The following is a 23,840-nucleotide window of genomic DNA, read 5'->3' on the forward strand; positions in this document are numbered from 1 at the left end:
TCATGAGTGTGATAGCGCAGGCAGGGGCGAAGGGTCGTCAGCTGCACAAGTTTGGTGGTAGTAGTCTTGCTGATGTGAAATGTTATCTGCGTGTCGCAGGGATCATGACAGAGTATTCGCAGCCGGGGGACATGATGGTTGTCTCTGCGGCGGGCAGCACCACCAACCAGTTGATTAGCTGGCTGAAATTGAGCCAGACCGATCGCCTTTCTGCGCATCAGGTGCAACAGTCCTTACGTCGTTATCAGAGCGAGCTGATTGCCGGCCTGCTGCCTGCAGACGTAGCGGACGGGTTGATCAGTGCCTTCACCCATGACCTTGAGCGTCTGGCTGCCCTGCTGGACAGCGGCATTACCGAAGCGGTGTATGCCGAAGTGGTCGGCCACGGGGAAGTGTGGTCTGCGCGTCTGATGGCTGCCGTATTGCAACATCTTGGTGTTGAAGCCGCCTGGCTCGACGCGCGCGATTTCCTGCGCGCTGAGCGTGCTGCACAGCCGCAGGTCGACGAAGGATTGTCTTACCCGTTACTGCAACAGCTGCTGGTGCAACATCCAGGTAAACGCATTGTCGTCACCGGCTTTATCAGCCGCAGCAACGCGGGCGAAACGGTGCTGCTGGGGCGTAACGGCTCCGACTACTCTGCAACGCAAATCGGTGCTCTGGCGGGCGTGTCCCGCGTCACCATCTGGAGTGATGTGGCTGGTGTTTACAGCGCCGACCCGCGCAAAGTGAAAGATGCCTGTTTACTGCCGCTGCTGCGTCTCGACGAAGCCAGCGAACTGGCACGTCTGGCGGCACCGGTACTGCACGCGCGCACGCTGCAGCCAGTCTCCGGCAGCGATATTGACCTGCAGCTACGCTGCAGTTACACCCCGGATCAGGGCTCCACGCGCATTGAGCGCGTGCTGGCTTCCGGTACCGGGGCGCGTATTGTTACCAGCCACGACGACATCTGTCTGATTGAGTTCCAGGTTCCGGCAGGACAGGATTTCAAACTGGCACATAAGGACATCGACCTGGTGTTAAAGCGTGCTCAGGTACGTCCGCTGGCCGTTGGCGTGCATAACGACCGCCAGCTGCTGCAGTTCTGCTATACCGCAGAAGTGGCGGACAGCGCGCTGAAAATTCTGGATGAAGCGGGCCTGCCGGGCGAGCTTCGCCTGCGTCAGGGGCTGGCGCTGGTGGCGATGGTGGGCGCGGGCGTCACCCGTAACCCGCTGCACTGCCACCGTTTCTGGCAGCAACTGAAGGGACAGCCGGTTGAGTTTACCTGGCAGTCCGAAGAGGGCATCAGCCTGGTCGCCGTGCTGCGTAAAGGGCCTACCGAGAGCCTGATTCAGGGTCTGCATACCTCTCTGTTCCGCGCGGAAAAACGCATTGGCCTGGTGCTGTTCGGTAAAGGCAACATCGGTTCCCGCTGGCTGGAGCTGTTTGCCCGCGAACAGGTCACTCTCTCTGCACGTACCGGGTTTGAATTTATTCTCGCTGGCGTGGTGGACAGCCGCCGCAGCCTGCTGAACTACGAAGGGCTGGACGCCAGCCGTGCGCTTGCCTTCTTTAATGATGAAGCCGTCGAGCAGGATGAAGAGTCGCTGTTCCTGTGGATGCGTGCGCACCCGTATGACGATCTGGTAGTGCTGGACGTCACCGCCAGCGAACAACTGGCCGATCAGTATCTTGATTTCGCCAGCCATGGGTTCCACGTCATTAGCGCCAATAAGCTGGCGGGGGCAAGCAGCACCGATAAATACCGTCAGATCCACGACGCGTTTGAAAAAACAGGTCGTCACTGGCTCTATAACGCCACCGTGGGCGCGGGCCTGCCGGTTAACCACACCGTGCGTGATCTGATTGAAAGCGGCGACAGTATTCTGGCGCTGAGCGGTATCTTCTCCGGCACGCTCTCCTGGTTGTTCCTGCAGTTTGACGGCACCGTACCGTTCACCGACCTGGTGGATCAGGCGTGGCAGCAGGGCTTAACCGAGCCCGATCCGCGCGTTGACCTCTCCGGTAAAGATGTAATGCGCAAGCTGGTGATCCTCGCGCGTGAAGCCGGTTACGACATCGAACCGGATTCCGTACGCGTCGAATCACTGGTGACTGCTGGCTGTGAAGAAGGTTCTATAGACCATTTCTTTGAAAATGGCGAAGAGCTTAACGAGCAGATGGTACAGCGTCTGGAAGCGGCGAACGAGATGGGGCTGGTACTGCGCTATGTGGCGCGTTTTGAGGCCAACGGAAAAGCGCGTGTGGGTGTTGAGGCGGTGCGTCCTGAACATCCGCTGGCAGCACTTTTGCCGTGCGATAACGTCTTCGCGATCGAAAGCCGCTGGTATCGTGATAACCCACTGGTGATCCGCGGTCCGGGGGCGGGGCGCGATGTGACCGCCGGCGCGATCCAGTCCGACATTAACCGCCTGGCTAAGTTACTGTAACGCCTGAATTTCCCTCTCTCTCCGGGAGAGGGAATTACCCTCATCATGAATTTTCCTCATATTCCCTGAGCAAACCTCACCGTTATTGTTGATTATTTCTGTTGACGTCCCCCCGCTTTTCCGTCATTTTTACATCTGGACGTCTAAACGTATAGAAGTTCACAAAACAACACACAACGACACGCGATTGATAGAGGTACGGTATGAGCTTTTTTCACGCCAACCAGCGGGAAGCCCTGAATCAGAGCCTGGCCGAAGTAAACGGCCAGATTAACGTCTCTTTTGAATTTTTCCCGCCGCGCACCAGTGAAATGGAGCAAACTCTGTGGAGCTCTATCGATCGCCTGAGCAGCCTGAAACCGAAGTTTGTCTCCGTAACCTACGGTGCAAACTCCGGCGAGCGTGACCGTACGCACAGCATCATTAAAGGCATTAAAGATCGCACCGGTCTGGAAGCGGCCCCGCACCTGACCTGTATTGACGCAACCCGTGATGAACTGCGTGCTATCGCCCAGGATTACTGGAACAACGGCATTCGTCATATTGTTGCCCTGCGCGGTGACCTGCCGCCGGGTAGCGGTAAGCCGGAAATGTATGCTGCCGACCTGGTCGCGCTGCTGAAAGACGTGGCCGACTTTGATATCTCCGTTGCCGCTTATCCTGAAGTTCACCCGGAAGCGAAAAGCGCCCAGGCCGATCTGCTTAACCTGAAGCGTAAAGTGGAAGCCGGTGCAAACCGCGCGATTACCCAGTTCTTCTTTGATGTGGAAAGCTACCTGCGCTTCCGTGACCGTTGTGTTTCCGCAGGCATCGACGTTGAAATCATCCCAGGTATTCTGCCGGTCTCTAACTTCAAACAGGCGAAGAAATTTGCTGACATGACGAATGTGCGCATTCCGCTTTGGATGTCTAAAATGTACGAAGGGCTGGACGATGACCCGGAAACACGCAAGCTGGTGGGCGCAAATATCGCGATGGACATGGTGAAGATTTTAAGTCGTGAAGGGGTGAAGGATTTCCACTTCTACACGCTGAACCGTGCGGAGATGAGTTACGCCATATGCCACACGCTCGGTGTTAGACCAGGCGTGTAACTAAAAAGCCCTCTTCGGAGGGTTTTTTGATTTATAAGGGTTTTATTTTCCTGTCATATCGGTAATTCTGCCAAAGACGTACAAAAGTCACAAATTTTCAAAGTGTAATTAAACGGAATTAACTATCGAATCTGTGGGTTATCCCAACTGTACCTTATCAATAAGGGCGTATATCGTAACGGTAACACTGTAAAAGGGAGCATAGCGATGAGCACGTCAGACGATACCAATAAAGTCGGCAAATGCCCGTTCCATCAGGGCGGTCACGATCAGAGCGCGGGGGCAGGTACCAGCAGCCGTGACTGGTGGCCAAAACAACTCCGTGTCGACCTTCTTAACCAACATTCCAACCGTTCGAACCCTCTGGGTGAAGACTTCGACTACCGCAAAGAATTCAGCAAACTTGATTACTCTGCGCTTAAAGGCGACCTCAAAGCACTTTTAACCGACTCTCAACCGTGGTGGCCAGCCGACTGGGGCAGCTATGCAGGTCTGTTTATTCGTATGGCCTGGCACGGTGCAGGCACCTATCGCTCCGTTGACGGGCGCGGTGGTGCAGGACGCGGTCAACAGCGCTTTGCGCCGCTGAACTCCTGGCCTGATAACGTCAGCCTGGATAAAGCACGCCGCCTGCTGTGGCCAATTAAGCAAAAATACGGGCAAAAAATCTCCTGGGCTGACCTGTTTATCCTCGCGGGTAACGTGGCGCTGGAAAACTCGGGCTTCCGCACCTTTGGTTTTGGTGCCGGGCGTGAAGACGTCTGGGAACCAGATATGGACGTTAACTGGGGCGATGAAACGACCTGGCTGAAGCACCGCGACCCGGAAGAGCTGGCGAAGCGTCCACTCGGCGCAACCGAAATGGGCCTGATTTACGTTAACCCGGAAGGGCCAAATGCCAGCGGCGAACCGCTGTCAGCGGCAGCAGCGATTCGCGCCACCTTTGGTAACATGGGTATGGATGACGAAGAGACCGTCGCGTTGATTGCGGGGGGGCATACTCTCGGTAAAACCCACGGCGCAGGAGAAGCGACCCATGTAGGTGCTGATCCGGAAGCCGCACCGATTGAGGCGCAGGGTCTTGGCTGGCATAGTACGCACGGCTCTGGCGTTGGCGAAGATGCTATCACCTCTGGTCTGGAAGTCATCTGGTCACAAACCCCGACCCAGTGGAGCAACTATTTCTTCGAGAACCTGTTCAAATATGAGTGGGTGCAGACACGTAGCCCGGCCGGTGCCATTCAGTTTGAAGCCGTAAATGCGCCGGACATTATGCCTGATCCGTTCGACCCGTCGAAAAAACGCAAACCAACCATGCTGGTCACCGACCTGACGCTGCGTTTTGACCCGGAATTCGAAAAAATTTCCCGTCGTTTCCTGAACGATCCGCAGGCTTTCAACGAAGCTTTCGCACGTGCATGGTTCAAACTGACCCACCGTGATATGGGGCCAAAAGCGCGGTACATTGGTCCGGAAGTGCCGAAAGAAGATCTGATTTGGCAGGATCCGCTGCCACAGGCGGTGTTCAACCCTTCGAAGGAAGATATTGAAAGTCTGAAAGCGGAAATTGCGGCATCGGGTCTCTCCGTAAGCGAGCTGGTTTCTGTTGCCTGGGCGTCTGCTTCAACCTTCCGCGGCGGCGATAAGCGCGGCGGAGCCAACGGCGCACGTTTGGCGCTGGCACCTCAGCGTGACTGGGATGTGAACGCCGCAGCGGTTCGTGCACTTCCTGCTCTGGAAGCTATTCAGCGCACCACTAACAAAGCTTCCCTGGCAGATATTATCGTGCTGGCGGGCGTAGTAGGCGTGGAGCAAGCCGCGAAAGCGGCAGGCGTATATGTCACTGTACCGTTCACACCAGGCCGTGTGGATGCACGTCAGGATCAGACGGATATCGAGATGTTTAACCTGCTCGAACCGATTGCCGATGGCTTCCGCAACTACCGTGCCCAGGTTAATGCCTCGACCACGGAATCACTCCTGATTGATAAGGCCCAACAGCTGACGCTGACCGCGCCTGAACTGACGGTGCTGGTGGGTGGCTTGCGTGCATTGGGTGCTAACTTCGATGGCAGCAAGAATGGCGTGTTCACCGACCGCGAGGGCGTGCTGAGTAATGACTTCTTCGTCAATCTGCTGGATATGAATACCCAGTGGAAAGCGACCGATGAGTCAAACGAACTGTTTGCCGGTAGCGACCGCGCCAGCGGTGAAGTGAAATATACCGCGACCCGTGCCGATCTGGTCTTCGGCTCTAATGCCGTCCTGCGCGCGCTGGCAGAAGTTTATGCCAGCAGCGATGCCAGCGAGAAGTTTGTCCGTGACTTCGTTGCAGCATGGGCGAAAGTGATGGATTTGGATCGTTTCGACCTGCAGTAAATAAAAAATCCCCGCTTCGGCGGGGATTTTTTTAACACCATGTGGGCTGCGACTATTCCCACTCCTGTAAGAACCGCTGTCCGTACTGATCGGCAACCAACAGTGCCGCGTAAACCTGGTCCGGCGACACGCCGCCCGGCATGTTATGAATGGTTTCGCCTTCCGCGCAGGAGGCTTCCGCAATCAGACGCATTTTAGCCGGGATATCCTCTTTGATGTTCAGCTGTGCCAGCGTGATGGGCAAACCAACGCTGTGACAAAGCGCCGCGACGGTCTCTATTTCTTCTACCGGGGCGTTTTCCAGTACCAGCTGCGTCAGCGTACCGAATGCGACTTTTTCACCATGATAGAAGTGATGTGCGTCCGGCACTGCCGTCATGCCGTTGTGAATGGCGTGTGCTGCAGCCAGCCCGCCGCTTTCAAAACCGACGCCGCTGAGATACGTATTGGCTTCAATGATGCGTTCCAGCGCCGGTGTTACGACGTGCTGTTCCGCCGCCAGCATCGCTTTTTCACCCTCTTCAATCAGCGTGTTGTAGCACAGCTCGGCGAGCGCTAACGCAGCCTGCGTACATTTGCCTCCTGCCATGGTGGTTGCGCCACTGCGGGAACAGGCTCGTGCTTCAAACCAGGTGGCCAGTGCATCGCCAATCCCCGCAGCCAGCAGACGCGGCGGTGCTCCTGCAACCACATTGGTGTCGACGATAACCATGTTCGGGTTGTGCGGTAGCATCAGGTAGCGATCGAACTCGCCGTTGTCGGTATAAATCACGGAAAGCGCGCTGCACGGTGCATCAGTGGAGGCGATAGTCGGGGCAATGGCGACCGGCACATCCATAAAGTGTGCCAGCGCTTTGGCGGTATCCAGCGTTTTACCGCCGCCGATACCCAGTACCGCCATGCAGTCGGCACTGTCTGCCAGTTTTTTTAGTCGATCGATTTCATTTTGCGAACATTCGCCGCCAAACGGTGCGATTTCAGCATGCAGTTCTGCGTTTTTAAAACTCTTGCGTAAAGTCTCTTCAGCAAAGCCCAGCACAAATTTATCGCCAACCACCAGCCAGCGCTGTGCAAGTGGCTTCAGATAGTCGCCGAGACGGGTTAGCACATTAGCGCCCTGGATGTATTTCCCCGGCGATTGAATGATACGGTCCATAACAGTTCTCCCTTAGAGGTTGAGGTTACCAAACGCGTTTTTCCAGTCTTGCTCGAACTTCTCTATGGCTGACTCTACCGCTGGGGTGCCGAGCATTTGTTGCGCTACATCTAAAGGAAGCGTGATTGCTTCGCATCCGGCAAGCAGGCAGTCCAGCGCCTGTCGTGGAGTTTTAAAGCTGGCGGCAAGTACCTTGCTCTCTGGCGCATGCATTTCAAGCAGGGATTGCAGTTCTTGCACCATGCGAATACCGTCACCGCCTTGAGCGTCGACGCGGTTCACATACGGGGCCACATACTTTGCTCCTGCCAGTGCGGCGAGTAACCCCTGGGCTGCGCTGTATACGGCGGTACCCAGCGTGGTAATGCCCTCTTTTTTCAGAGCCTGAATCGCGATAAGCCCCTGAGCCGTCACCGGAATTTTGACCACGATGTCCGGTATGACATTACTCAGGCGTTTAGCCTCCGCCACCATGCTCTCTGCATCGCGGCTCATGGTTTGGGCAAACAGCGTGCCGTCCGGCCCGATGGCCTTTTGCAGGCGCGGCAGCACGTCCCAGATGGATTCACGGCTGGCAGCGATAATGCTTGGGTTAGTGGTCACGCCCGCAATGGGAAAAATGCGTGCAAGGCGTTCGACTTCCGCCACGTTGGCGGTATCCAGATACAGTTCCATCACTCTTCCTCGTATTAAAGTTCTAATTCGTGTTGCAGCAGAGAAGCAATAGCCTCCCCGGAGCTGGCGTTCACCAGCGCGTTGCGGAAATCTTCATGCATGATGCGACGTGCCAGGCGTGAGAAAATTCGCATGTGCTGGTCGCCTGCGGCGTGTTTGTTCAGCGTCAGCATGATGATGAATTGCGCTTCCTCATCTCCCCACATGACGGGGGCTTTCAGGCGTGCAACGCTGATGGTGGATTGCTCAATGTGCTCCGATTTGCTGTGTGGGATGGCAAAACTAAAACCCAGCCCGGTAGAAAATACGGCTTCGCGCGCCCACAGATCGGCTTCCAGCTTGCGCGGATAGCGGCAACGCCCAGCGAGCAAAAGGTTATCGGTCATGCCTTTCATGACCTCTTCTTTGCTGTTCCAGTCGTTTTCCAGAGAAATGCAGCGTGGTGTCACCAGCGGTGTATCCTGCTGATTCATGCGGAACTGGGCGAGCAGGTGTTCCACTTCAAGCGAGGTGCGACACGCCATGGCCTGGTTCAACAACTGGCGGCAGGCGCGGCTATCAAGCTGTGCCAGGCGCGCTTTGGTCGCAGGGATAGCAGGCGACCCCATACTGAGTTCGTCCAGGCCCAAACCTACCAGCAATGGCAACACAGAACCTTTTGCACCCAGCTCACCGCACAGGCCAATCCATTTTCCCTGGCGATGGACGGCCTGTACCGCGTAATCCAGTGCGCGCAGGAAAGCCGGGTTCAGGCTGTTGTAATGGCGCGTGACTTTGGCGTTGTCACGGTCGACGGCCAGGAGATACTGCGTCAGGTCATTGCTGCCGATACTAAAGAAATCAATTTCTTCGCAGCATTGATCGATGATGAACATCACCGAGGGCACTTCCAGCATGATGCCGAGCGGGATTTTTTCATCAAATGGAATATGTTCAGTACGAAGCTGCTGCTTCGCTTCGGCAAGCTTCTCTTTAACCCACAGGATCTCTTCCATGGAGGAGATCATCGGGATCATGATCTTCAGGTTGCCGTGAGCAGAGGCGCGCAGGATCGCCCGAAGCTGGGTGGTGAAAAGCGTTGCATACTCTTCGTAGATACGTACTGCGCGGTAGCCGAGGAAGGGGTTGTTTTCTGCCGGTATGTTCAGGTACTCCACCGGTTTATCGCCTCCGATATCCATAGTACGCACGATAATGCTGCGCTCATTTGCACTTTCAAGGGCCTGGCAGAAAATGTTGTACAGCTCGTTTTCACCGGGGGCGCTGGTGCGATCCATATACAGCATTTCGGTGCGGAACAGGCCAACGCCTTCGGCACCGTTACCAAATGCCGCCACGGCTTCCACTGCATGAGCGATGTTCGCGGCAATCTCAATGCGCAGGTCATCTGATGTTCTGGCTTCCCGATCAAGCCAGATGCGTTGCTGCTCGCGGATCGCCTGTTGTACTCGTGCTTCCTGCTGATAGTAGCGCACCACCGCATCACTGGCATTGACCACAACCGCGCCCGCATTGCCATCTACGAAGACAGGCTGGTTGCGCCATTGAAGAAGACCTTCGCTATCGACGCCGACCAGCGTGGGAATATTGAAGGAGCGCGCAAGAATAACGGTGTGCGAAGTGGTTCCGCCGCTCTTTAACAGCAGCCCTTTGAGTAATGTTTTATCCAGTTCCAGGAACTGACCGGGAGTGAGGTCGTCTGCAAGGCAGACGGTCGGCTGCGTCAACTGGCCTGGCACCGGGAAGCGTTGTTCTCCATAAATGTGTTGTAAAAGTTGATAGCAGACATCGCGCACATCCAGTACCCGCTCCTGCAGGTAGCTGCTACTGGAACGAGAAAACGCATCGCAGAAATGGTTTGCAGTAGCGATTGTTGCTTGCGCGCAGCTCAGTCCCTGGCTCACGCCTGCAAGAAGATGCTGGCGCAGTGAGGTATCCGTCGCCAGCGATCGATGCGCATCGAGAATGGCGCTGGCGGTACTCTCGCTGTCCATCGCACGCAACTCAATGTTTTTCACCAGCAGGGTGAGACCGTTATTCAGCGCAGACTGCTCTTCTTCAACATTTTTCGCATCGGGTAAATCAGTCAGTGCATTGAGATCCAACGAGGTCAGTAAGGTCAGAATACCCTGGGCGCTACCGCTGCAAACAGGCATGGCGCGGAACAGCGTTGGGTTAAGGCGCGTGAGGGATTCTGGTAATGGATCAAGCTCGGTAGTGATGGTTTCTGCGAGTGGTGAATCACAGTGCGGGAACTCTTCCCGGATCCAGTGTTCCAGTTGTTGATGGGCGTTTTGCTCATCTTCCCCTTGAATCACCAGGCGACATGCATCACCTGCCAGCGTATCGGTACCAATAAGAGCCAGTGCGCTTCTGGCATCGGCCTTACGGCCAGTGCGCAGGTTGTGCCATTCGATTTGTGAGCTAAACGTATTGCACAGCGTTTCCACATGACTTGCCGGACGCGCGTGAACCCCGTTGGGTAATTCACAGGTAAATTCCACTACCAGAGCCATACACACACTCCTCAAACCAATCATCATTAATTGGGGAACAGCATACGAGTGCGGTGATGACGCGCGCCATGTGACAAATCTGCCAAAAACTGGACAAATGTAATATCACTCGAAAAGTGAGATTTGACTCACAGGTTGTGATGGTTTGTCTTACGCTTCCGTCTGTGCGAAATGTCGAGGCGGATCGCATTTTCATTTCAACATTACAAAAATCCAGTAAATGGCCTTTTTGTCTCCTGTCCGCCGACTTTCTGATTGCCTATTGTTTGCCACAACACCTTTAGGGCTTTAGGCCAGGAGCGACATATGAAAGAGTTGGTGCATATTCTCAAGAACACGCGGCAGCATCTGATGACAGGTGTGTCGCACATGATTCCGTTCGTGGTTGCAGGCGGAATTTTGCTGGCGGTTTCAGTCATGTTGTACGGCAAAGGCGCGGTACCGGATGCAGCAACCGATCCCAACCTGAAAAAACTGTTCGATATCGGCGTGGCCGGGTTAACGCTGATGGTCCCCTTCCTCGCCGCCTATATTGGCTATTCCATTGCCGAACGTGCCGCGCTTGCACCTTGCGCGATTGCGGCCTGGGTTGGTAACAGCTTCGGTGCGGGTTTCTTCGGCGCCATTATTGCCGGGATACTCGGTGGGATAGTTGTCTGGTATCTGAAGAAACTGCCGGTTCCGAAAGTGCTGCGCTCAGTCATGCCTATCTTCATCATCCCTATCATCGGCACTTTTCTTACCGCGGGCATCATGATGTGGGGCCTGGGTGAGCCTGTCGGGGCGTTGACCACGGGGTTAACTCAGTGGCTGCAAGGAATGCAGCAGGGCAGCATCGTTGTGCTGGCCGTCATCATGGGGCTGATGCTGGCCTTCGATATGGGGGGGCCAATTAACAAAGTGGCCTATGCCTTTATGTTGATTTGTGTTGCCCAGGGCGTCTACACCGTTGTGGCAATCGCAGCGGTGGGTATCTGTGTGCCTCCGCTGGGGTTAGGCCTGGCGACGCTCATTAATCGCAAGAATTTTACTGGTGAAGAGCGTGAAGCGGGTAAAGCGGCACTGGTGATGGGCTGCGTGGGGGTCACAGAAGGGGCGATTCCATTTGCTGCAGCCGATCCTCTGCGCGTGATCCCTTCCATCATGTTGGGCTCCGCGTGCGGTGCAGTGACGGCTGCCGTGATGGGCGCACAATGTTATGCCGGATGGGGCGGGCTTATCGTTCTCCCTGTGGTGGAGGGCAAAATGGGCTACATCGCGGCAGTAGCCGTGGGTGCGGTGGTTACCGCCATCAGCGTTAACGTGCTGAAAAGTATTGCCCGCAAGAATGCAAAACAGGTCGAAGAAAAAGAGGACGACCTGGATCTGGATTTCGAAATTAACTGAATGAGGAAGAGAACATGGCCCGAATTATCGCAGTAACGGCATGCCCGTCAGGTGTTGCGCATACCTATATGGCGGCCGAAGCACTGGAAAGTGCCGCTAAAGCCAAAGGCTGGGAAGTGAAAGTTGAAACGCAGGGGTCGATAGGTCTTGAGAACGAACTGACGGCTGAGGATATCGCCGCAGCGGATATGGTGATCCTGACTAAAGATATCGGCATTAAATTCGAAGAGCGTTTTAGCGGGAAAACCATCGTGCGCGTCAACATTAGCGACGCGGTAAAGCGTGCTGACGCCATCATGAACAAAATTGATGCCCACCTGACACAAACCGCCTGATGCTCTCCCGCCCTTCGGGGCGGGCTCGTTTTTCCGTTACAGGAGTTACCTCATGACGAATCGTACCCAGCGTCTGAAAGACGCACTCTTTGCTAACCCGCGCGAAATCTCACTTGAGCGTGCTTTGCTCTATACCGCCAGTTATCAGCAGACGGAAGGCGAGCCGGTTATGCTCAGGCGCGCGAAAGCCACGGCGTACATTCTCGACCATGTGAATATCGCGATTCGTGATGAGGAACTGATTGCCGGAAACCGCACCGTTAAACCGCGCGCAGGGATTATGTCCCCTGAGATGGACCCGTACTGGCTGCTTAAGGAGTTGGATCAGTTTGCCACACGACCCCAGGATCGCTTCGACATTAGCGACGAGGATAAGCGGATCTACCGTGAAGTGCTGTATCCCTGGTGGGAAAAACGGTCGATGAAAGATTTCATCAACAGCCAGATGACGGATGAAGTGAAAGCCGCCGTGGGGACACAGATTTTTAGCGTCAATCAGACGGATAAAGGGCAGGGGCATATCATCATTGATTACCCACGCCTGCTGAATAATGGTCTGGGTGCGCTGGTAGAGGAAATGCGTGAACACTGCACCCGCGATACGGAGAACACCTTCTATGCCGCGGCGCTGATTCTGCTTGAAGCCTCGCAGCGCCACATTCTGCGCTATGCAGTGCTGGCTGAAGACGTCGCTGCCATCAGCCATGGCTCTCGACGCGAGGAATTACTCAAGATTGCGGAAAACTCTCGTCATAACGTTCAGCATAAACCGCAAACGTTCTGGCAGGCGTGTCAGCTATTCTGGTACATGAACGTTATTTTACAGTACGAATCTAACGCCAGCTCGCTCTCCATCGGGCGCTTTGATCAGTATATGTTGCCGTTTTATCAGGCTTCGCTCTCGCAAGGTGACGATCCCGCGTTTCTGCAAGAACTTCTGGAATCACTGTGGGTGAAGTGCAATGACGTGGTGTTATTACGTTCGACCAGCAGCGCACGTTATTTTGCCGGATTTCCGACGGGATATACTGCACTGCTGGGCGGCCTGACGGAGAGTGGTCGCAGTGCGGTGAATGTGCTTTCCTTCCTGTGCCTGGATGCCTACCAGAGCGTTCAGCTTCCGCAGCCCAACCTTGGCGTGCGAGTGAACGAACTTATTGACCGACCTTTCCTGCTCAAAACTGCAGAGACGATCCGCCTGGGAACCGGTATTCCGCAGATATTTAACGATGAAGTGGTGGTGCCAGCTTTCCTGAATCGTGGTGTGTCACTTGAAGATGCGCGTGATTACGCCGTTGTCGGCTGCGTTGAACTGTCCATTCCGGGTAAAACCTACGGCCTTCACGATATCGCGATGTTTAACCTGCTGAAAGTCATGGAAATCGCGATGCAGGAGAACGAAGGTAATGCGGATCTCAGTTATGAAGAGTTGCTGAGGCATATTCGCGCCAAAATTAATCACTACATTGCGCTGATGGTCGAGGGGAGCAATATCTGCGATATCGGCCACCGCGACTGGGCGCCCGTGCCGCTTCTCTCTTCGTTTATCAGTGATTGCCTGGTTACGGGGAGAGATATTACCGACGGCGGTGCACGCTATAACTTCTCTGGCGTGCAGGGGATAGGGATAGCGAATTTGAGTGACTCATTGCATGCTCTGAAAGGGCTGGTTTTTGAACAGCAACGCTTAAGTTTTGATGAGCTATTAGCCGTGTTAAAAGCCAATTTTGCGACCCCTGAAGGCGAGAAAGTGCGTGCAAGGCTGATCAACCGCTTCGAAAAATACGGCAATGATATTGATGATGTCGACAATATCAGCGCTGAATTGCTGCGCCATTACTGTAAAGAGGTCGAAAAATACCGCAACCCGCGTGGTGGGCAATTTACCCCCGGTTCATATACCGTGTCGGCACACGTACCGCTGGGCGCAGTCGTGGGTGCCACACCGGATGGTCGCCTGGCAGGTGAGCAGCTGGCAGACGGTGGGCTCTCTCCTATGCTCGGGCAAGATATGCAGGGCCCGACGGCGGTACTGAAATCGGTGAGTAAGCTGGATAACTATTTATTATCTAACGGTACACTTCTGAACGTTAAATTCACGCCTGCGACGCTGGAAGGCGATGCCGGGCTGCAAAAGCTGGCGGATTTTCTGCGCGCGTTCACCCAGCTTAAACTGCAACATATCCAGTTCAACATCGTTAACGCGGACACGCTACGCGAAGCACAGCAGCGCCCACAGGATTTTGCTGGGTTGGTCGTCCGGGTTGCCGGATACAGCGCCTTCTTTGTTGAGTTATCGAAGGAGATCCAGGATGACATTATCCGTCGTACAGCACATCAGCTGTGACGAGGTTGAAACGCGCGCCGATGCGGCGCGTATTTTCAACATTCAGCGCTATTCGTTGAATGATGGGCGTGGCATTCGTACGGTAGTGTTTTTTAAAGGTTGTCCTCACCGCTGCCCCTGGTGTGCTAATCCTGAGTCGATCTCACCGAAAATCGAGACAGTGCGCCGCGTGAGCAAATGTTTGCACTGTAGCCCCTGTCTGCGGGATGCTAATGAGTGCCCTTCTGGCGCGTTCGAGCATATTGGAAGAGACGTTACGCTCGATGTGCTCGAACGTGAGGTAATGAAAGACGATGTGTTCTTCCGTTCTTCGGGTGGTGGCGTCACCCTCTCCGGAGGGGAAGTGTTGATGCAGGCACCTTTTGCGACACTGCTTTTGCAGAGGCTGCGTCGATATGGCGTGCATACAGCCATCGAAACGGCAGGAGATGCGCCTTTATCTCGCTTACTGCCACTGGCGCACCAGTGTGATGAAGTGCTGTTTGATTTGAAAATAATGGATACGGAGCTGGCGCGTTCAGTGGTAGCAATGAATCTGCCCAGAGTGCTCGATAATTTTATGCAACTGGTGGCAGACGGAGTAAATGTGATCCCTCGCGTGCCGCTTATTCCGGGTTTTACGCTCAATGAAACGAACATGGCTCGCGTGCTGGCGTTTCTGTTACCTTCTGGAATACGGCAACTGCATTTACTGCCGTTCCATCAGTACGGGGAACCAAAGTATCGTCTCCTTGGTCAGGAGTGGGGGATGCGGCAAGTGGTTCCGCCAACAGAAAGTGAGGTTGCGGCGATGCGTCAAATGGCTGAGCGCGAAGGTTTCCATGTCACCGTAGGAGGTTAAGTATGGCAGTGATAACGGAACGTCACCTGGTGGCGGTGACCGCTTGTGTCAGTGGCGTTGCACATACCTATATGGCAGCCGAAAGGCTTGAAAAACTCTGCCTGCATGAGAAGTGGAGCGTTCACATTGAGACGCAGGGAGCTCTGGGCGTTGAAAACGAGCTCACAGATGACGATATTCGTCGCGCCGATGTTGTTCTACTGATCGCGGATATCGAACTGGCTGGCAGTGAACGCTTCGAACATACCCGCTACGTGAAGTGCGGGATTAACGCCTTTTTACGTGACCCGCAAAGGGTGATGGGAGCGGTGCGTAAAATGTTTTCCGCACCGCAGCATACTCAGCTCATTCTGGACTAGCCACTTTCCCTGTTAGCTGGCTGTGATACTGGCGACGGTATTCTGACGGGGATCGCTCTGTGTTTTTACGGAACAACCGGCAGAAATAGTTACTGTCAACAAACCCGCAGGCATGTGCCACCTCTTTCACTTTTAAATCATACCCTTTCAGCAACTGACGCGCGTGTTCCAGCCGGGTATGCGTCAGGTATTCATTGAAACCCACTGCACCTGTTTTCTGGAAGAGATGCGACAGATAGTTGGGGGAGATGTAAAACGCCTGCGCCACGGATTCACGGGTTAGCGGCGCGGCGTAGTGCTCGTCAATATAGACCCGAATCGCTTCAAACAGAGCCTGACTACGCGAGGCGGTTTGGATCTGGCTGCCCAGCAGGTCGACGCAGTGGCTAAGCAGGCTGGCGATAATCAGCCGCGCGGTTTGCTGCTCATGCGGCTGCATCTGCATTTCATGGAGCGTTTGTAGCAGGAATGAGCCAATACGAGGACCTCTGCGGGCAACATGCCGTTTTGCCAGGTTACGGACTTCAACGCCATCCCAGTGCAGGAGGCTAAACCCAAGTTGTTGTTTGCCAAACAGAATGCTCAACGTCGTCGCGGGCTTTTGCCATTGCGGATCATTCCAGCCGCCAGCAGGAACGTATAAAACATCACCCTGCTGTAAAACGGAAGCAGCCAGGTCTTTCACCGAACCTTCGAGCACGATCTCCAGACGAGGAAAATCGACCTGCAAGGCAAGTGCGGGAACGGAGGATGTTGAGTTTGCAAAATGCACCTGACGTAGAGGCAACGTGCCGTTTATCAGGTCAGTCAGGATGTGGGTGATATCGTGGTGCATGATGTGAATACCGAGGTATTGCCCGGCAAGCGCAGCGCTGCCGGGCATAAAGCATTAGCCGGTGTTACGCATACCTGCCGCAACGCCTGCAATCGTCACCATCAGCGCCTGTTCAACGCGTGGATCCGGCTCTTTACCTTCTTCTTCCGCCAGACGCGAACGATGCAGCAGTTCTGCCTGCAGGACGTTCAACGGGTCGGTATAGATGTTACGTAGCTGAATAGACTCGGCAATCCACGGCAGGTCCGCCATCAGGTGTGAGTCGTTGGCGATATCCAGCACCACTTTGATGTCACCTTCCAGCAGTTCGCGCAGCTCTTTACCCAGTGCCCACAGCTCAGGTTTCACCAGGCGCTGATCGTAGTATTCCGCCAGCCACAGGTCAGCTTTCGAGAAGACCATCTCCAGCATCCCCAGACGGGTAGAGAAGAACGGCCAGTCGCGGCACATGGCTTCCAGCTCACTCTGTTTGCCATCTTCTACCACTTTCTGCAGCGCGGCACCGGCACCCAGCCAGGCTGGCAGCATCAAACGGTTCTGCGTCCAGGCGAAGATCCACGGGATAGCACGCAGGGATTCTACGCCACCGGTTGGGCGACGCTTCGCAGGACGTGAGCCCAGCGGCAGTTTACCCAGCTCCTGCTCAGGCGTCGCTGAACGGAAGTAAGGTACGAAGTCTTTGTTTTCACGCACGTAGCCGCGGTACAGATCGCAGGAGATATCTGACAGCTCGTCCATAATATGACACCAGGACGCTTTTGGCTCCGGCGGCGGTAGCAGGTTCGCTTCCAGAATAGCGCTGGTGTAAAGCGACAGGCTGCTGATGGTGACTTCTGGCAGACCGTACTTGAAGCGGATCATCTCGCCCTGCTCGGTCACGCGCAGGCCGCCTTTCAGACTTCCCGGCGGTTGTGACAGCAGTGCGGCATGAGCAGGTGCACCGCCACGGCCAATGGAACCGCCGCGTCCGTGGAACAGGGTCAGCTCAATACCGGCTTTCTCACAGGTTTTAATCAGTGCATCTTGCGCCTGGTACTGGGCCCAGGATGCTGCCATTACGCCCGCATCTTTTGCGGAGTCAGAATAGCCAATCATGACCATCTGTTTACCCTGAATAAAGCCACGATACCAGTCGATGTTCAGCAACTGGGTCATGACATCATTGGCATTGTTCAGGTCATCGAGGGTTTCAAACAGCGGCGCGACCGGCAGGGCGTAGTCGATACCCGCTTCTTTCAGCAGGAGATGAACAGCCAGCACGTCGGACGGCGTTTTCGCCATGGAGATCACATAGGCCGCCACCGATCCTTTCGGCGCATCAACGATCGCTTTACAGGTGTTGAGAACTTCGCGGGTGTCGTTGCTTGGTTCCCAGTTGCGAGGCAGCAAAGGACGTTTGGAGTTCAGTTCGCGGATCAGGAAGGCCTGCTTGTCGGCTTCGGACCAGCTTTCATAATCGCCGATGCCGAGATAGCGGGTCAGTTCGCCCAGGGCTTCGGTATGACGGGTGCTCTCCTGACGCACATCGATACGCACCAGCGGTACGCCAAAACACTTCACGCGGCGCAGGGTATCAAGCAACTCACCGTTCGCGATGATGCCCATCCCACAGGCCTGCAGAGATTTATAACAGGCGTACAGGGGCTCCCAGAGCTGTTCGTTCTGGCTCAGAAGACCTTCGGGTTTTGGCAGGCGCTGGCCTTTAAGTCGTGCTTCCAGCCAGGCCTGAGTAGCCATCAGTTGACTGCGCAGTTTTTTCATCAGGAAACGATACGGCTCGCTGGCACCTTCTTCACCAGCCAGCTCGCGCAGTTCCGGTGTTGCTTCAACCATCGACAGTTCGGAAATCAGTACCTGAATGTCTTTCAGGAACAGGTCGGTAGCCTTCCAGCGGCTCAGCAACAGGACATGACGGGTGATCTCTGCGGTAACGTTCGGGTTGCCGTCGCGGTCTCCGCCCATCCAGGAGGTGAAGCGCACTGGCACAAAATCCACCGGCAGGCGGTAGCCCAGGTTCTCTTCCAGCTGTTCGTTCAGTTCGCGCAGGTAGTTCGGAACCCCTTCCCACAGGCTGTTTTCTACCACCGCAAAGCCCCATTTGGCTTCATCAACCGGGCTTGGGCGATGCTTACGAATTTCATCGGTGTGCCAGGATTGGGCAATCAGCTGGCGCAGGCGGCGCATCAGCTGGTTGCGCTCGTAGTCAGCGATGTCTTTGTTATCCAACTGCTTCAGACAGTTGTTCACTTCCACCATTTTGTGGATCAGGGTACGACGGGTGATTTCGGTTGGGTGCGCGGTCAGTACCAGCTCCAGCGAAAGGGACTCCACCGCTTTTTTGATGGTGTCTTCATTGAGGCCTGGCTGATCTTTGAGTTTACGAAGCGTACGGGCAATGACTTCCGGGTTACTGGCAGCTTCACCATTTGGCGAAATGCTGTGGTATTGCTCAGCGGTGTTTGCCAGGTTAAGGAACTGGCTGAATGCGCGTGCAACGGGTAACAGCTCATCGTTAGAGAGGTTCTGCAACGTGGTTAGCAGCTCCTGACGATTGGCCTCATTACCTGCACGAGAAGATTTCGATAGCTTGCGGATGGTTTCAACACGGTCGAGGATGTTCTCCCCCAACGCATCTTTGATGGTATCTCCAAGCACTTTGCCGAGCATACTGACATTACTACGCAACGCGGAATATTGTTCGTTCATAAAAACCCAGTCACCCCATCATTTTTGTTTATGCCCAGTCGAAAATCTTCTGGACATTATTTTGTCATCTCCCTTTATAAAGCCACGTAAAACCCCCGTCGTCAATTGCTGCGAAAACGGTTCAGCAAACGAATAAATGTGGGTAATTTACGAAATTTAATTCGCTTCGCGTCAGATAAGTGATGCTTATGGGAATGTGACGGAGATCGCGATATTTTCCCCTCTCAGATGAGAGGGGAAAGGTCATTAATGCCAGCAGAAGTGATGCACAACCTGAGTAATCAGTTCGCGGGTTGGCTTGATAAAGCGAGTTTCCAGATATTCATCCGGCTGGTGGGCCTGGTTGATGGAGCCTGGACCAAGGACCAGCGTCGGGCAGAGCGTTTGAATAAACGGCGCTTCGGTGCAGTAGTTCACCACATCGGTTTTCTCGCCGAGCAGTTTTTCCACCACGTCGACCAACTGGTGATCCGGCGGGCACTCATAGCCCGGAATTGGCGGATGCAGATCGGAAACCGTCAGACGGCCTGGCCAGCGTTCACTCACCGGTGCAAGGGCTTCTGTCAGTAATCCGTTCAGATCGCTCAGCGTCATACCCGGCAGCGGGCGGATATCCATGTGCAGCTCGCAACAGGCGCAGATACGGTTGGAGGCATCGCCGCCGTGAAGGCTACCGAGGTTCAGCGTCGGATAAGGAACGGTGAACGAATCATGGTGATAGCGCTCTTTCAGGGAATCACGCAGCTGCATGATGTGGCCGATGGCATCGTGCATCAGCTCAATGGCATTCACGCCGCGCGCCGGGTCGCTGGAGTGGCCGGACTGGCCCAGCACGCGCACTGCCGTCGAGATATGGCCTTTGTGCGCGCGAATCGGTTGCAGAGACGTTGGCTCGCCGATGATCGCGCAATCCGGGCGAATCGACGTGTTTTCAGAAAAGTAGCGAGCGCCCGCCATGCTGGTTTCTTCATCGGCGGTCGCCAGAATGTAGAGCGGTTTCTTCAGTTTCGTCACGTCGACGTCACGCAGCGCGTCGAGGATAAAGGCGAAGAATCCTTTCATGTCGGCGGTGCCCAGACCGTAGAGCTTGTTGTCATGTTCGGTCAGGGTGAACGGATCGCGCGTCCAGCGGCCGTCGTCAAACGGTACGGTGTCAGTATGACCGGCCAGCAGCAGGCCGCCCGCACCGGTTCCGGTGCTGGCGAGCAGGTTAAATTTGTGGCGGGTTCCGGGGACGGGCTGAACCTCAACGTTAAACCCAAGATCGCTAAACCAACCCGCCAGCAGATTGATTAAAGACTCATTGCTCTGATCCAGCGCTTCTTCGGTTGCACTGATGGACGGTGTGGCAATCAGGGCGCGGTAGATCTCGATAAATGGCGGTAAGTTCATTTTCATTGTTGACACACCTTAGGTCGTGATAGTATCAATATTCATGCAATAAATGTGAATAAAAATACATTAACGTTGAGCATAAAGGAACCCGATGTTGAATACGCTGATTGTAGGCGCTAGCGGTTATGCGGGCGCAGAGCTTGTAAGCTACGTGAATCGCCATCCACATATGACCATAACCGCTTTGACCGTGTCAGCGCAAAGCAATGATGCAGGAAAGTTAATTTCTGATTTGCATCCGCAACTTAAGGGCATTGTTGATCTGCCGTTGCAGCCAATGTCTGACATCAGTGAGTTCACCGAAGGCGTCGACGTGGTGTTTTTGGCCACTGCGCACGAAGTCAGCCACGACCTGGCACCGCAATTTCTGGCGGCCGGTTGTGTGGTGTTCGACCTCTCTGGCGCGTTCCGTGTTAACGATGGCGCGTTCTATGAAAAATATTACGGTTTTACCCATCAGCACCCGGATCTGCTTGAAAAAGCGGTGTACGGCCTGGCGGAGTGGAGCGCAGACAAACTGAAAGAAGCGGATCTGATTGCTGTCCCGGGTTGCTACCCGACGGCGGCGCAGCTTTCTCTTAAGCCTTTGATCGACGCGGGCCTGCTGGATCTGAATCAGTGGCCGGTGATCAACGCCACCAGCGGCGTGAGCGGTGCAGGGCGCAAGGCCGCAATCTCCAACAGCTTCTGCGAAGTGAGCCTTCAGCCGTATGGCGTGTTTAATCACCGTCATCACCCTGAAATTACTACTCATCTTGGGGCGAACGTCATCTTTACCCCGCATCTGGGCAGCTTCCCGAGAGGGATCCTCGAAACCATTACCTGCCGCCTGAAACCGGGTGTGACCAAAGAACAGGTGGGCGAGGTCTTTACTCAGGCGTATGCAGATAAACCGCTGGTGCGTCTGTATGAAAAAGGTGTTCCGGCGCTGAAAAACGTAGTCGGCCTGCCGTTCTGCGATATCGGCTTTGCCGTACAGGACGAGCACCTGATTGTGGTCGCCGCAGAAGATAACTTACTCAAAGGCGCTGCCGCTCAGGCCATGCAGTGCGCAAATATTCGTTTCGGCTTCCCTGAAACGCAGGCTCTTATTTAAGGTGTGATGATGAACCCATTAATTATCAAACTCGGTGGTGTACTGCTGGACAGCGAAGAAGCGCTGGAGCGTCTTTTTACCGCGCTGGTTAACTATCGCGAATCGCACCAACGTCCGCTGGTGATTGTTCACGGTGGCGGCTGCGTGGTGGATGAGCTGATGAAAGGGCTCAACCTGCCGGTGAAAAAGAAAAATGGTCTGCGCGTTACACCTGCCGATCAGATTGACATCATCACCGGTGCGCTGGCGGGGACGGCGAACAAAACGCTACTGGCATGGGCGAAGAAACACCATATTGCTTCCGTTGGCCTCTACCTGGGCGATGGCGATAGCGTAAAAGTGACTCAGCTCGACGAAGAACTCGGTCATGTTGGACTGGCGCAGCCAGGTTCGCCTAAGCTGATTAACACGTTGCTGGACGGTGGTTTCCTGCCGGTGGTCAGTTCTATCGGTGTCACCGAAGAGGGTGAGCTGATGAACGTGAATGCGGACCAGGCGGCAACGGCACTGGCGGCAACGCTGGGCGCAGACCTGATCCTGCTTTCCGACGTGAGCGGTATTCTGGACGGCAAAGGTCAGCGCATTGCGGAAATGACGGCGGCGAAAGCCGAGCAGCTGATTGCGCAGGGCATTATTACCGACGGTATGATCGTCAAAGTGAACGCTGCACTGGATGCCGCGCGCACGCTCGGCCGCCCGGTAGATATCGCCTCCTGGCGTCACGCGGAGCAACTCCCGGCGCTGTTTAACGGCACGCCGATTGGCACGCGTATTTTAGCGTAAGTTTTTTTTGAATGACCGCAGGCCGGGCAAGCGTATCGCTACCCGGCGGAACTAACGAATAAAGGAACGATGTTATGGCACTTTGGGGTGGGCGTTTTACACAGGCAGCGGATCAGCGGTTCAAACAGTTCAACGACTCTTTGCGCTTCGACTACCGCCTGGCCGAACAGGATATTGTCGGCTCTGTGGCCTGGTCCAAAGCGCTGGTTACCGTGGGGGTACTGACCGCAGAGGAACAGCAGCAACTGGAAGAAGCGCTGAACAACCTGCTGGAAGAAGTGCGTCTGAACCCGGAGCAAATTCTCCAGAGTGATGCCGAAGACATTCACAGCTGGGTAGAAGGCAAACTGATCGATAAAGTCGGTCAGTTGGGTAAGAAGCTGCACACTGGCCGTAGCCGTAACGACCAGGTCGCAACCGATCTGAAGCTGTGGTGTAAAGATACCGTTGGCGAACTGCTGGCCGCTAACCGTCAACTGCAGAGTGCGCTGGTGGAAACCGCTCAGAATAACCAGGACGCGGTCATGCCGGGTTACACCCATCTGCAGCGTGCGCAGCCAGTGACGTTTGCGCACTGGTGCCTGGCCTATGTCGAGATGCTGGCGCGTGATGAAAGCCGTCTGCAGGATACTCTGAAACGTCTGGACGTGAGTCCGCTGGGTAGCGGCGCGCTGGCCGGTACGGCGTATGAAATTGACCGTGAACAGCTGGCAGGCTGGTTGGGCTTTGCCTCTGCCACCCGTAACAGCCTGGACAGCGTGTCTGACCGTGACCACGTGCTGGAACTGCTCTCAAATGCTTCTATCGGCATGGTTCACCTGTCGCGTTTCGCAGAAGACCTGATCTTCTTCAACTCCGGTGAGGCCGGGTTTGTCGAGTTGTCTGACCGTGTGACTTCAGGTTCTTCCCTGATGCCGCAGAAGAAAAACCCGGATGCGCTGGAGCTTATCCGCGGCAAGTGTGGCCGCGTCCAGGGCGCGCTGACCGGCATGATGATGACCCTGAAAGGGCTGCCGCTGGCGTATAACAAAGATATGCAGGAAGACAAAGAAGGGCTGTTCGACGCGCTCGACACCTGGCTGGACTGTCTGCATATGGGCGCACTGGTGCTGGATGGTATTCAGGTGAAACGCCCGCGTTGCCAGGAAGCGGCGCAGCAGGGGTATGCAAACTCCACTGAGCTGGCGGATTACCTCGTTGCGAAAGGCGTACCGTTCCGTGAAGCGCACCATATTGTGGGCGAAGCGGTAGTGGAAGCGATTCGCCAGGGTAAACCGCTGGAAGATCTGGCGCTTGCCGAGCTGCAGAAGTTCAGTGCGGTTATCGGGGATGATGTTTATCCGATTCTGGCATTACAGTCTTGCCTGGATAAGCGTGCGGCGAAAGGCGGCGTGTCACCTAAGCAGGTCGCGCAGGCGATTGCGGATGCGAAAAACCGCTTAGTTTAAACTGTGCGGGCGGGTGCCCTCACCCCGGCCCTCTCCCACGGGGAGTGGGAGAAA

Annotated in this window: 17 protein-coding genes; 11 read left to right on the forward strand and 6 right to left on the reverse strand. The window is 55.2% G+C overall.

Translation table 11 applies throughout. The features are described 5' to 3' along the window. The first annotated feature begins 2 nt into the window (after positions 1-2). From JGF26_RS21365 to katG, 3 genes are all read left to right on the forward strand, one after another. A complete protein-coding gene (locus JGF26_RS21365; protein ID WP_028018107.1) occupies positions 3-2,435 on the forward strand; it encodes a bifunctional aspartate kinase/homoserine dehydrogenase II in 2,433 nt (810 codons plus the stop codon). A 203-nt stretch (positions 2,436-2,638) separates the two neighbouring features. After that, positions 2,639-3,529 carry a methylenetetrahydrofolate reductase gene (metF, locus tag JGF26_RS21370; RefSeq protein WP_028018106.1) on the forward strand — a complete coding sequence of 297 codons (891 nt, stop codon included), beginning with the start codon at positions 2,639-2,641 and terminating at the stop codon, positions 3,527-3,529. A gap of 207 nt (positions 3,530-3,736) precedes the next feature. After that, positions 3,737-5,908, forward strand: a complete 2,172-nt coding sequence (gene katG, locus JGF26_RS21375; protein ID WP_028018105.1) for a catalase/peroxidase HPI — start codon at positions 3,737-3,739, stop codon at positions 5,906-5,908. Between the two features lie 52 nt (positions 5,909-5,960). Here katG and JGF26_RS21380 read toward each other — a convergent pair whose 3' ends face one another. Genes JGF26_RS21380 through ptsP form a run of 3 tightly spaced genes read right to left on the reverse strand, consistent with a single transcriptional unit; the run spans position 5,961 to position 10,255 of the window. Next, complete coding sequence (locus JGF26_RS21380; RefSeq protein ID WP_028018104.1) at positions 5,961-7,064, reverse strand: glycerol dehydrogenase; 1,104 nt, start codon at positions 7,062-7,064, stop codon at positions 5,961-5,963. 12 nt (positions 7,065-7,076) lie between these two features. Next, positions 7,077-7,739, reverse strand: coding sequence for a fructose-6-phosphate aldolase (gene fsa / locus JGF26_RS21385; protein ID WP_108091198.1), 663 nt, complete (start codon positions 7,737-7,739; stop codon positions 7,077-7,079). A 14-nt stretch (positions 7,740-7,753) separates the two neighbouring features. Further along, on the reverse strand, positions 7,754-10,255 hold the full coding sequence (ptsP, locus tag JGF26_RS21390) for a phosphoenolpyruvate--protein phosphotransferase (protein WP_134708683.1): 2,502 nt from the start codon (positions 10,253-10,255) through the stop codon (positions 7,754-7,756). Positions 10,256-10,561: 306 nt separating this feature from the next. On the opposite strand from ptsP, the gene JGF26_RS21395 reads away from it, so the two are divergent. The 5 genes from JGF26_RS21395 to JGF26_RS21415 are packed head-to-tail and all read left to right on the forward strand — an operon-like array spanning position 10,562 to position 15,523. Continuing rightward, the gene (locus JGF26_RS21395) at positions 10,562-11,641 is read left to right on the forward strand and encodes a PTS fructose transporter subunit EIIC (RefSeq protein WP_134708681.1); all 1,080 of its coding nucleotides are present in this window, start codon (positions 10,562-10,564) and stop codon (positions 11,639-11,641) included. 14 nt (positions 11,642-11,655) lie between these two features. Further along, a complete protein-coding gene (locus JGF26_RS21400; RefSeq protein ID WP_028018100.1) occupies positions 11,656-11,976 on the forward strand; it encodes a PTS fructose-like transporter subunit IIB in 321 nt (106 codons plus the stop codon). 52 nt (positions 11,977-12,028) lie between these two features. Continuing rightward, positions 12,029-14,323 carry a formate C-acetyltransferase gene (locus tag JGF26_RS21405; protein ID WP_134708679.1) on the forward strand — a complete coding sequence of 765 codons (2,295 nt, stop codon included), beginning with the start codon at positions 12,029-12,031 and terminating at the stop codon, positions 14,321-14,323. Further along, entirely contained in the window at positions 14,289-15,164 is an 876-nt protein-coding gene (locus JGF26_RS21410; RefSeq protein ID WP_134708677.1) for a [formate-C-acetyltransferase]-activating enzyme, read from the forward strand. Before JGF26_RS21405 ends, JGF26_RS21410 begins: the two co-directional genes overlap by 35 nt. A 2-nt stretch (positions 15,165-15,166) precedes the next feature. Further along, positions 15,167-15,523, forward strand: a complete 357-nt coding sequence (locus tag JGF26_RS21415; protein WP_028018097.1) for a PTS fructose-like transporter subunit IIB — start codon at positions 15,167-15,169, stop codon at positions 15,521-15,523. Here JGF26_RS21415 and JGF26_RS21420 read toward each other — a convergent pair. The 3 genes from JGF26_RS21420 to argE form a co-directional block, all read right to left on the reverse strand. Continuing rightward, positions 15,510-16,358 carry an AraC family transcriptional regulator gene (locus tag JGF26_RS21420; RefSeq protein ID WP_028018096.1) on the reverse strand — a complete coding sequence of 283 codons (849 nt, stop codon included), beginning with the start codon at positions 16,356-16,358 and terminating at the stop codon, positions 15,510-15,512. The two genes, JGF26_RS21415 and JGF26_RS21420, sit on opposite strands and share 14 nt — an antisense overlap. Before the next feature lie 54 nt (positions 16,359-16,412). Then, complete coding sequence (gene ppc, locus JGF26_RS21425; RefSeq protein ID WP_028018095.1) at positions 16,413-19,064, reverse strand: phosphoenolpyruvate carboxylase; 2,652 nt, start codon at positions 19,062-19,064, stop codon at positions 16,413-16,415. Between the two features lie 246 nt (positions 19,065-19,310). Then, a complete protein-coding gene (gene argE, locus JGF26_RS21430) occupies positions 19,311-20,462 on the reverse strand; it encodes an acetylornithine deacetylase (RefSeq protein ID WP_028018094.1) in 1,152 nt (383 codons plus the stop codon). 88 nt (positions 20,463-20,550) lie between these two features. Here argE and argC point away from each other — a divergent pair, with 88 nt between their 5' ends. The 3 genes from argC (at position 20,551) to argH (ending at position 23,786) form a co-directional block, all read left to right on the forward strand. Continuing rightward, positions 20,551-21,555 carry an N-acetyl-gamma-glutamyl-phosphate reductase gene (gene argC / locus JGF26_RS21435; protein ID WP_134708675.1) on the forward strand — a complete coding sequence of 335 codons (1,005 nt, stop codon included), beginning with the start codon at positions 20,551-20,553 and terminating at the stop codon, positions 21,553-21,555. 6 nt (positions 21,556-21,561) lie between these two features. Continuing rightward, positions 21,562-22,338 carry an acetylglutamate kinase gene (gene argB / locus JGF26_RS21440; RefSeq protein ID WP_108091191.1) on the forward strand — a complete coding sequence of 259 codons (777 nt, stop codon included), beginning with the start codon at positions 21,562-21,564 and terminating at the stop codon, positions 22,336-22,338. A gap of 74 nt (positions 22,339-22,412) precedes the next feature. Next, a complete protein-coding gene (gene argH, locus JGF26_RS21445) occupies positions 22,413-23,786 on the forward strand; it encodes an argininosuccinate lyase (RefSeq protein ID WP_028018091.1) in 1,374 nt (457 codons plus the stop codon). Positions 23,787-23,840 lie beyond the last annotated feature (54 nt).

The sequence above is a fragment of the Enterobacter sp. E1 genome (assembly GCF_016809815.1).
In the GTDB taxonomy this organism is placed as follows: domain Bacteria; phylum Pseudomonadota; class Gammaproteobacteria; order Enterobacterales; family Enterobacteriaceae; genus Enterobacter; species Enterobacter adelaidei.

Coding starts and splice junctions, on each gene's coding strand:
- JGF26_RS21365 (WP_028018107.1), top strand. CDS start 3: ATGAGTGTGATAGCGCAGGCAGGGGCGAAGGGTCGTCAGCTGCACAAG.
- metF (WP_028018106.1), top strand. CDS start 2,639: ATGAGCTTTTTTCACGCCAACCAGCGGGAAGCCCTGAATCAGAGCCTG.
- katG (WP_028018105.1), top strand. CDS start 3,737: ATGAGCACGTCAGACGATACCAATAAAGTCGGCAAATGCCCGTTCCAT.
- JGF26_RS21380 (WP_028018104.1), bottom strand. CDS start 7,064: ATGGACCGTATCATTCAATCGCCGGGGAAATACATCCAGGGCGCTAAT.
- fsa (WP_108091198.1), bottom strand. CDS start 7,739: ATGGAACTGTATCTGGATACCGCCAACGTGGCGGAAGTCGAACGCCTT.
- ptsP (WP_134708683.1), bottom strand. CDS start 10,255: ATGGCTCTGGTAGTGGAATTTACCTGTGAATTACCCAACGGGGTTCAC.
- JGF26_RS21395 (WP_134708681.1), top strand. CDS start 10,562: ATGAAAGAGTTGGTGCATATTCTCAAGAACACGCGGCAGCATCTGATG.
- JGF26_RS21400 (WP_028018100.1), top strand. CDS start 11,656: ATGGCCCGAATTATCGCAGTAACGGCATGCCCGTCAGGTGTTGCGCAT.
- JGF26_RS21405 (WP_134708679.1), top strand. CDS start 12,029: ATGACGAATCGTACCCAGCGTCTGAAAGACGCACTCTTTGCTAACCCG.
- JGF26_RS21410 (WP_134708677.1), top strand. CDS start 14,289: ATGACATTATCCGTCGTACAGCACATCAGCTGTGACGAGGTTGAAACG.
- JGF26_RS21415 (WP_028018097.1), top strand. CDS start 15,167: ATGGCAGTGATAACGGAACGTCACCTGGTGGCGGTGACCGCTTGTGTC.
- JGF26_RS21420 (WP_028018096.1), bottom strand. CDS start 16,358: ATGCACCACGATATCACCCACATCCTGACTGACCTGATAAACGGCACG.
- ppc (WP_028018095.1), bottom strand. CDS start 19,064: ATGAACGAACAATATTCCGCGTTGCGTAGTAATGTCAGTATGCTCGGC.
- argE (WP_028018094.1), bottom strand. CDS start 20,462: ATGAAAATGAACTTACCGCCATTTATCGAGATCTACCGCGCCCTGATT.
- argC (WP_134708675.1), top strand. CDS start 20,551: ATGTTGAATACGCTGATTGTAGGCGCTAGCGGTTATGCGGGCGCAGAG.
- argB (WP_108091191.1), top strand. CDS start 21,562: ATGATGAACCCATTAATTATCAAACTCGGTGGTGTACTGCTGGACAGC.
- argH (WP_028018091.1), top strand. CDS start 22,413: ATGGCACTTTGGGGTGGGCGTTTTACACAGGCAGCGGATCAGCGGTTC.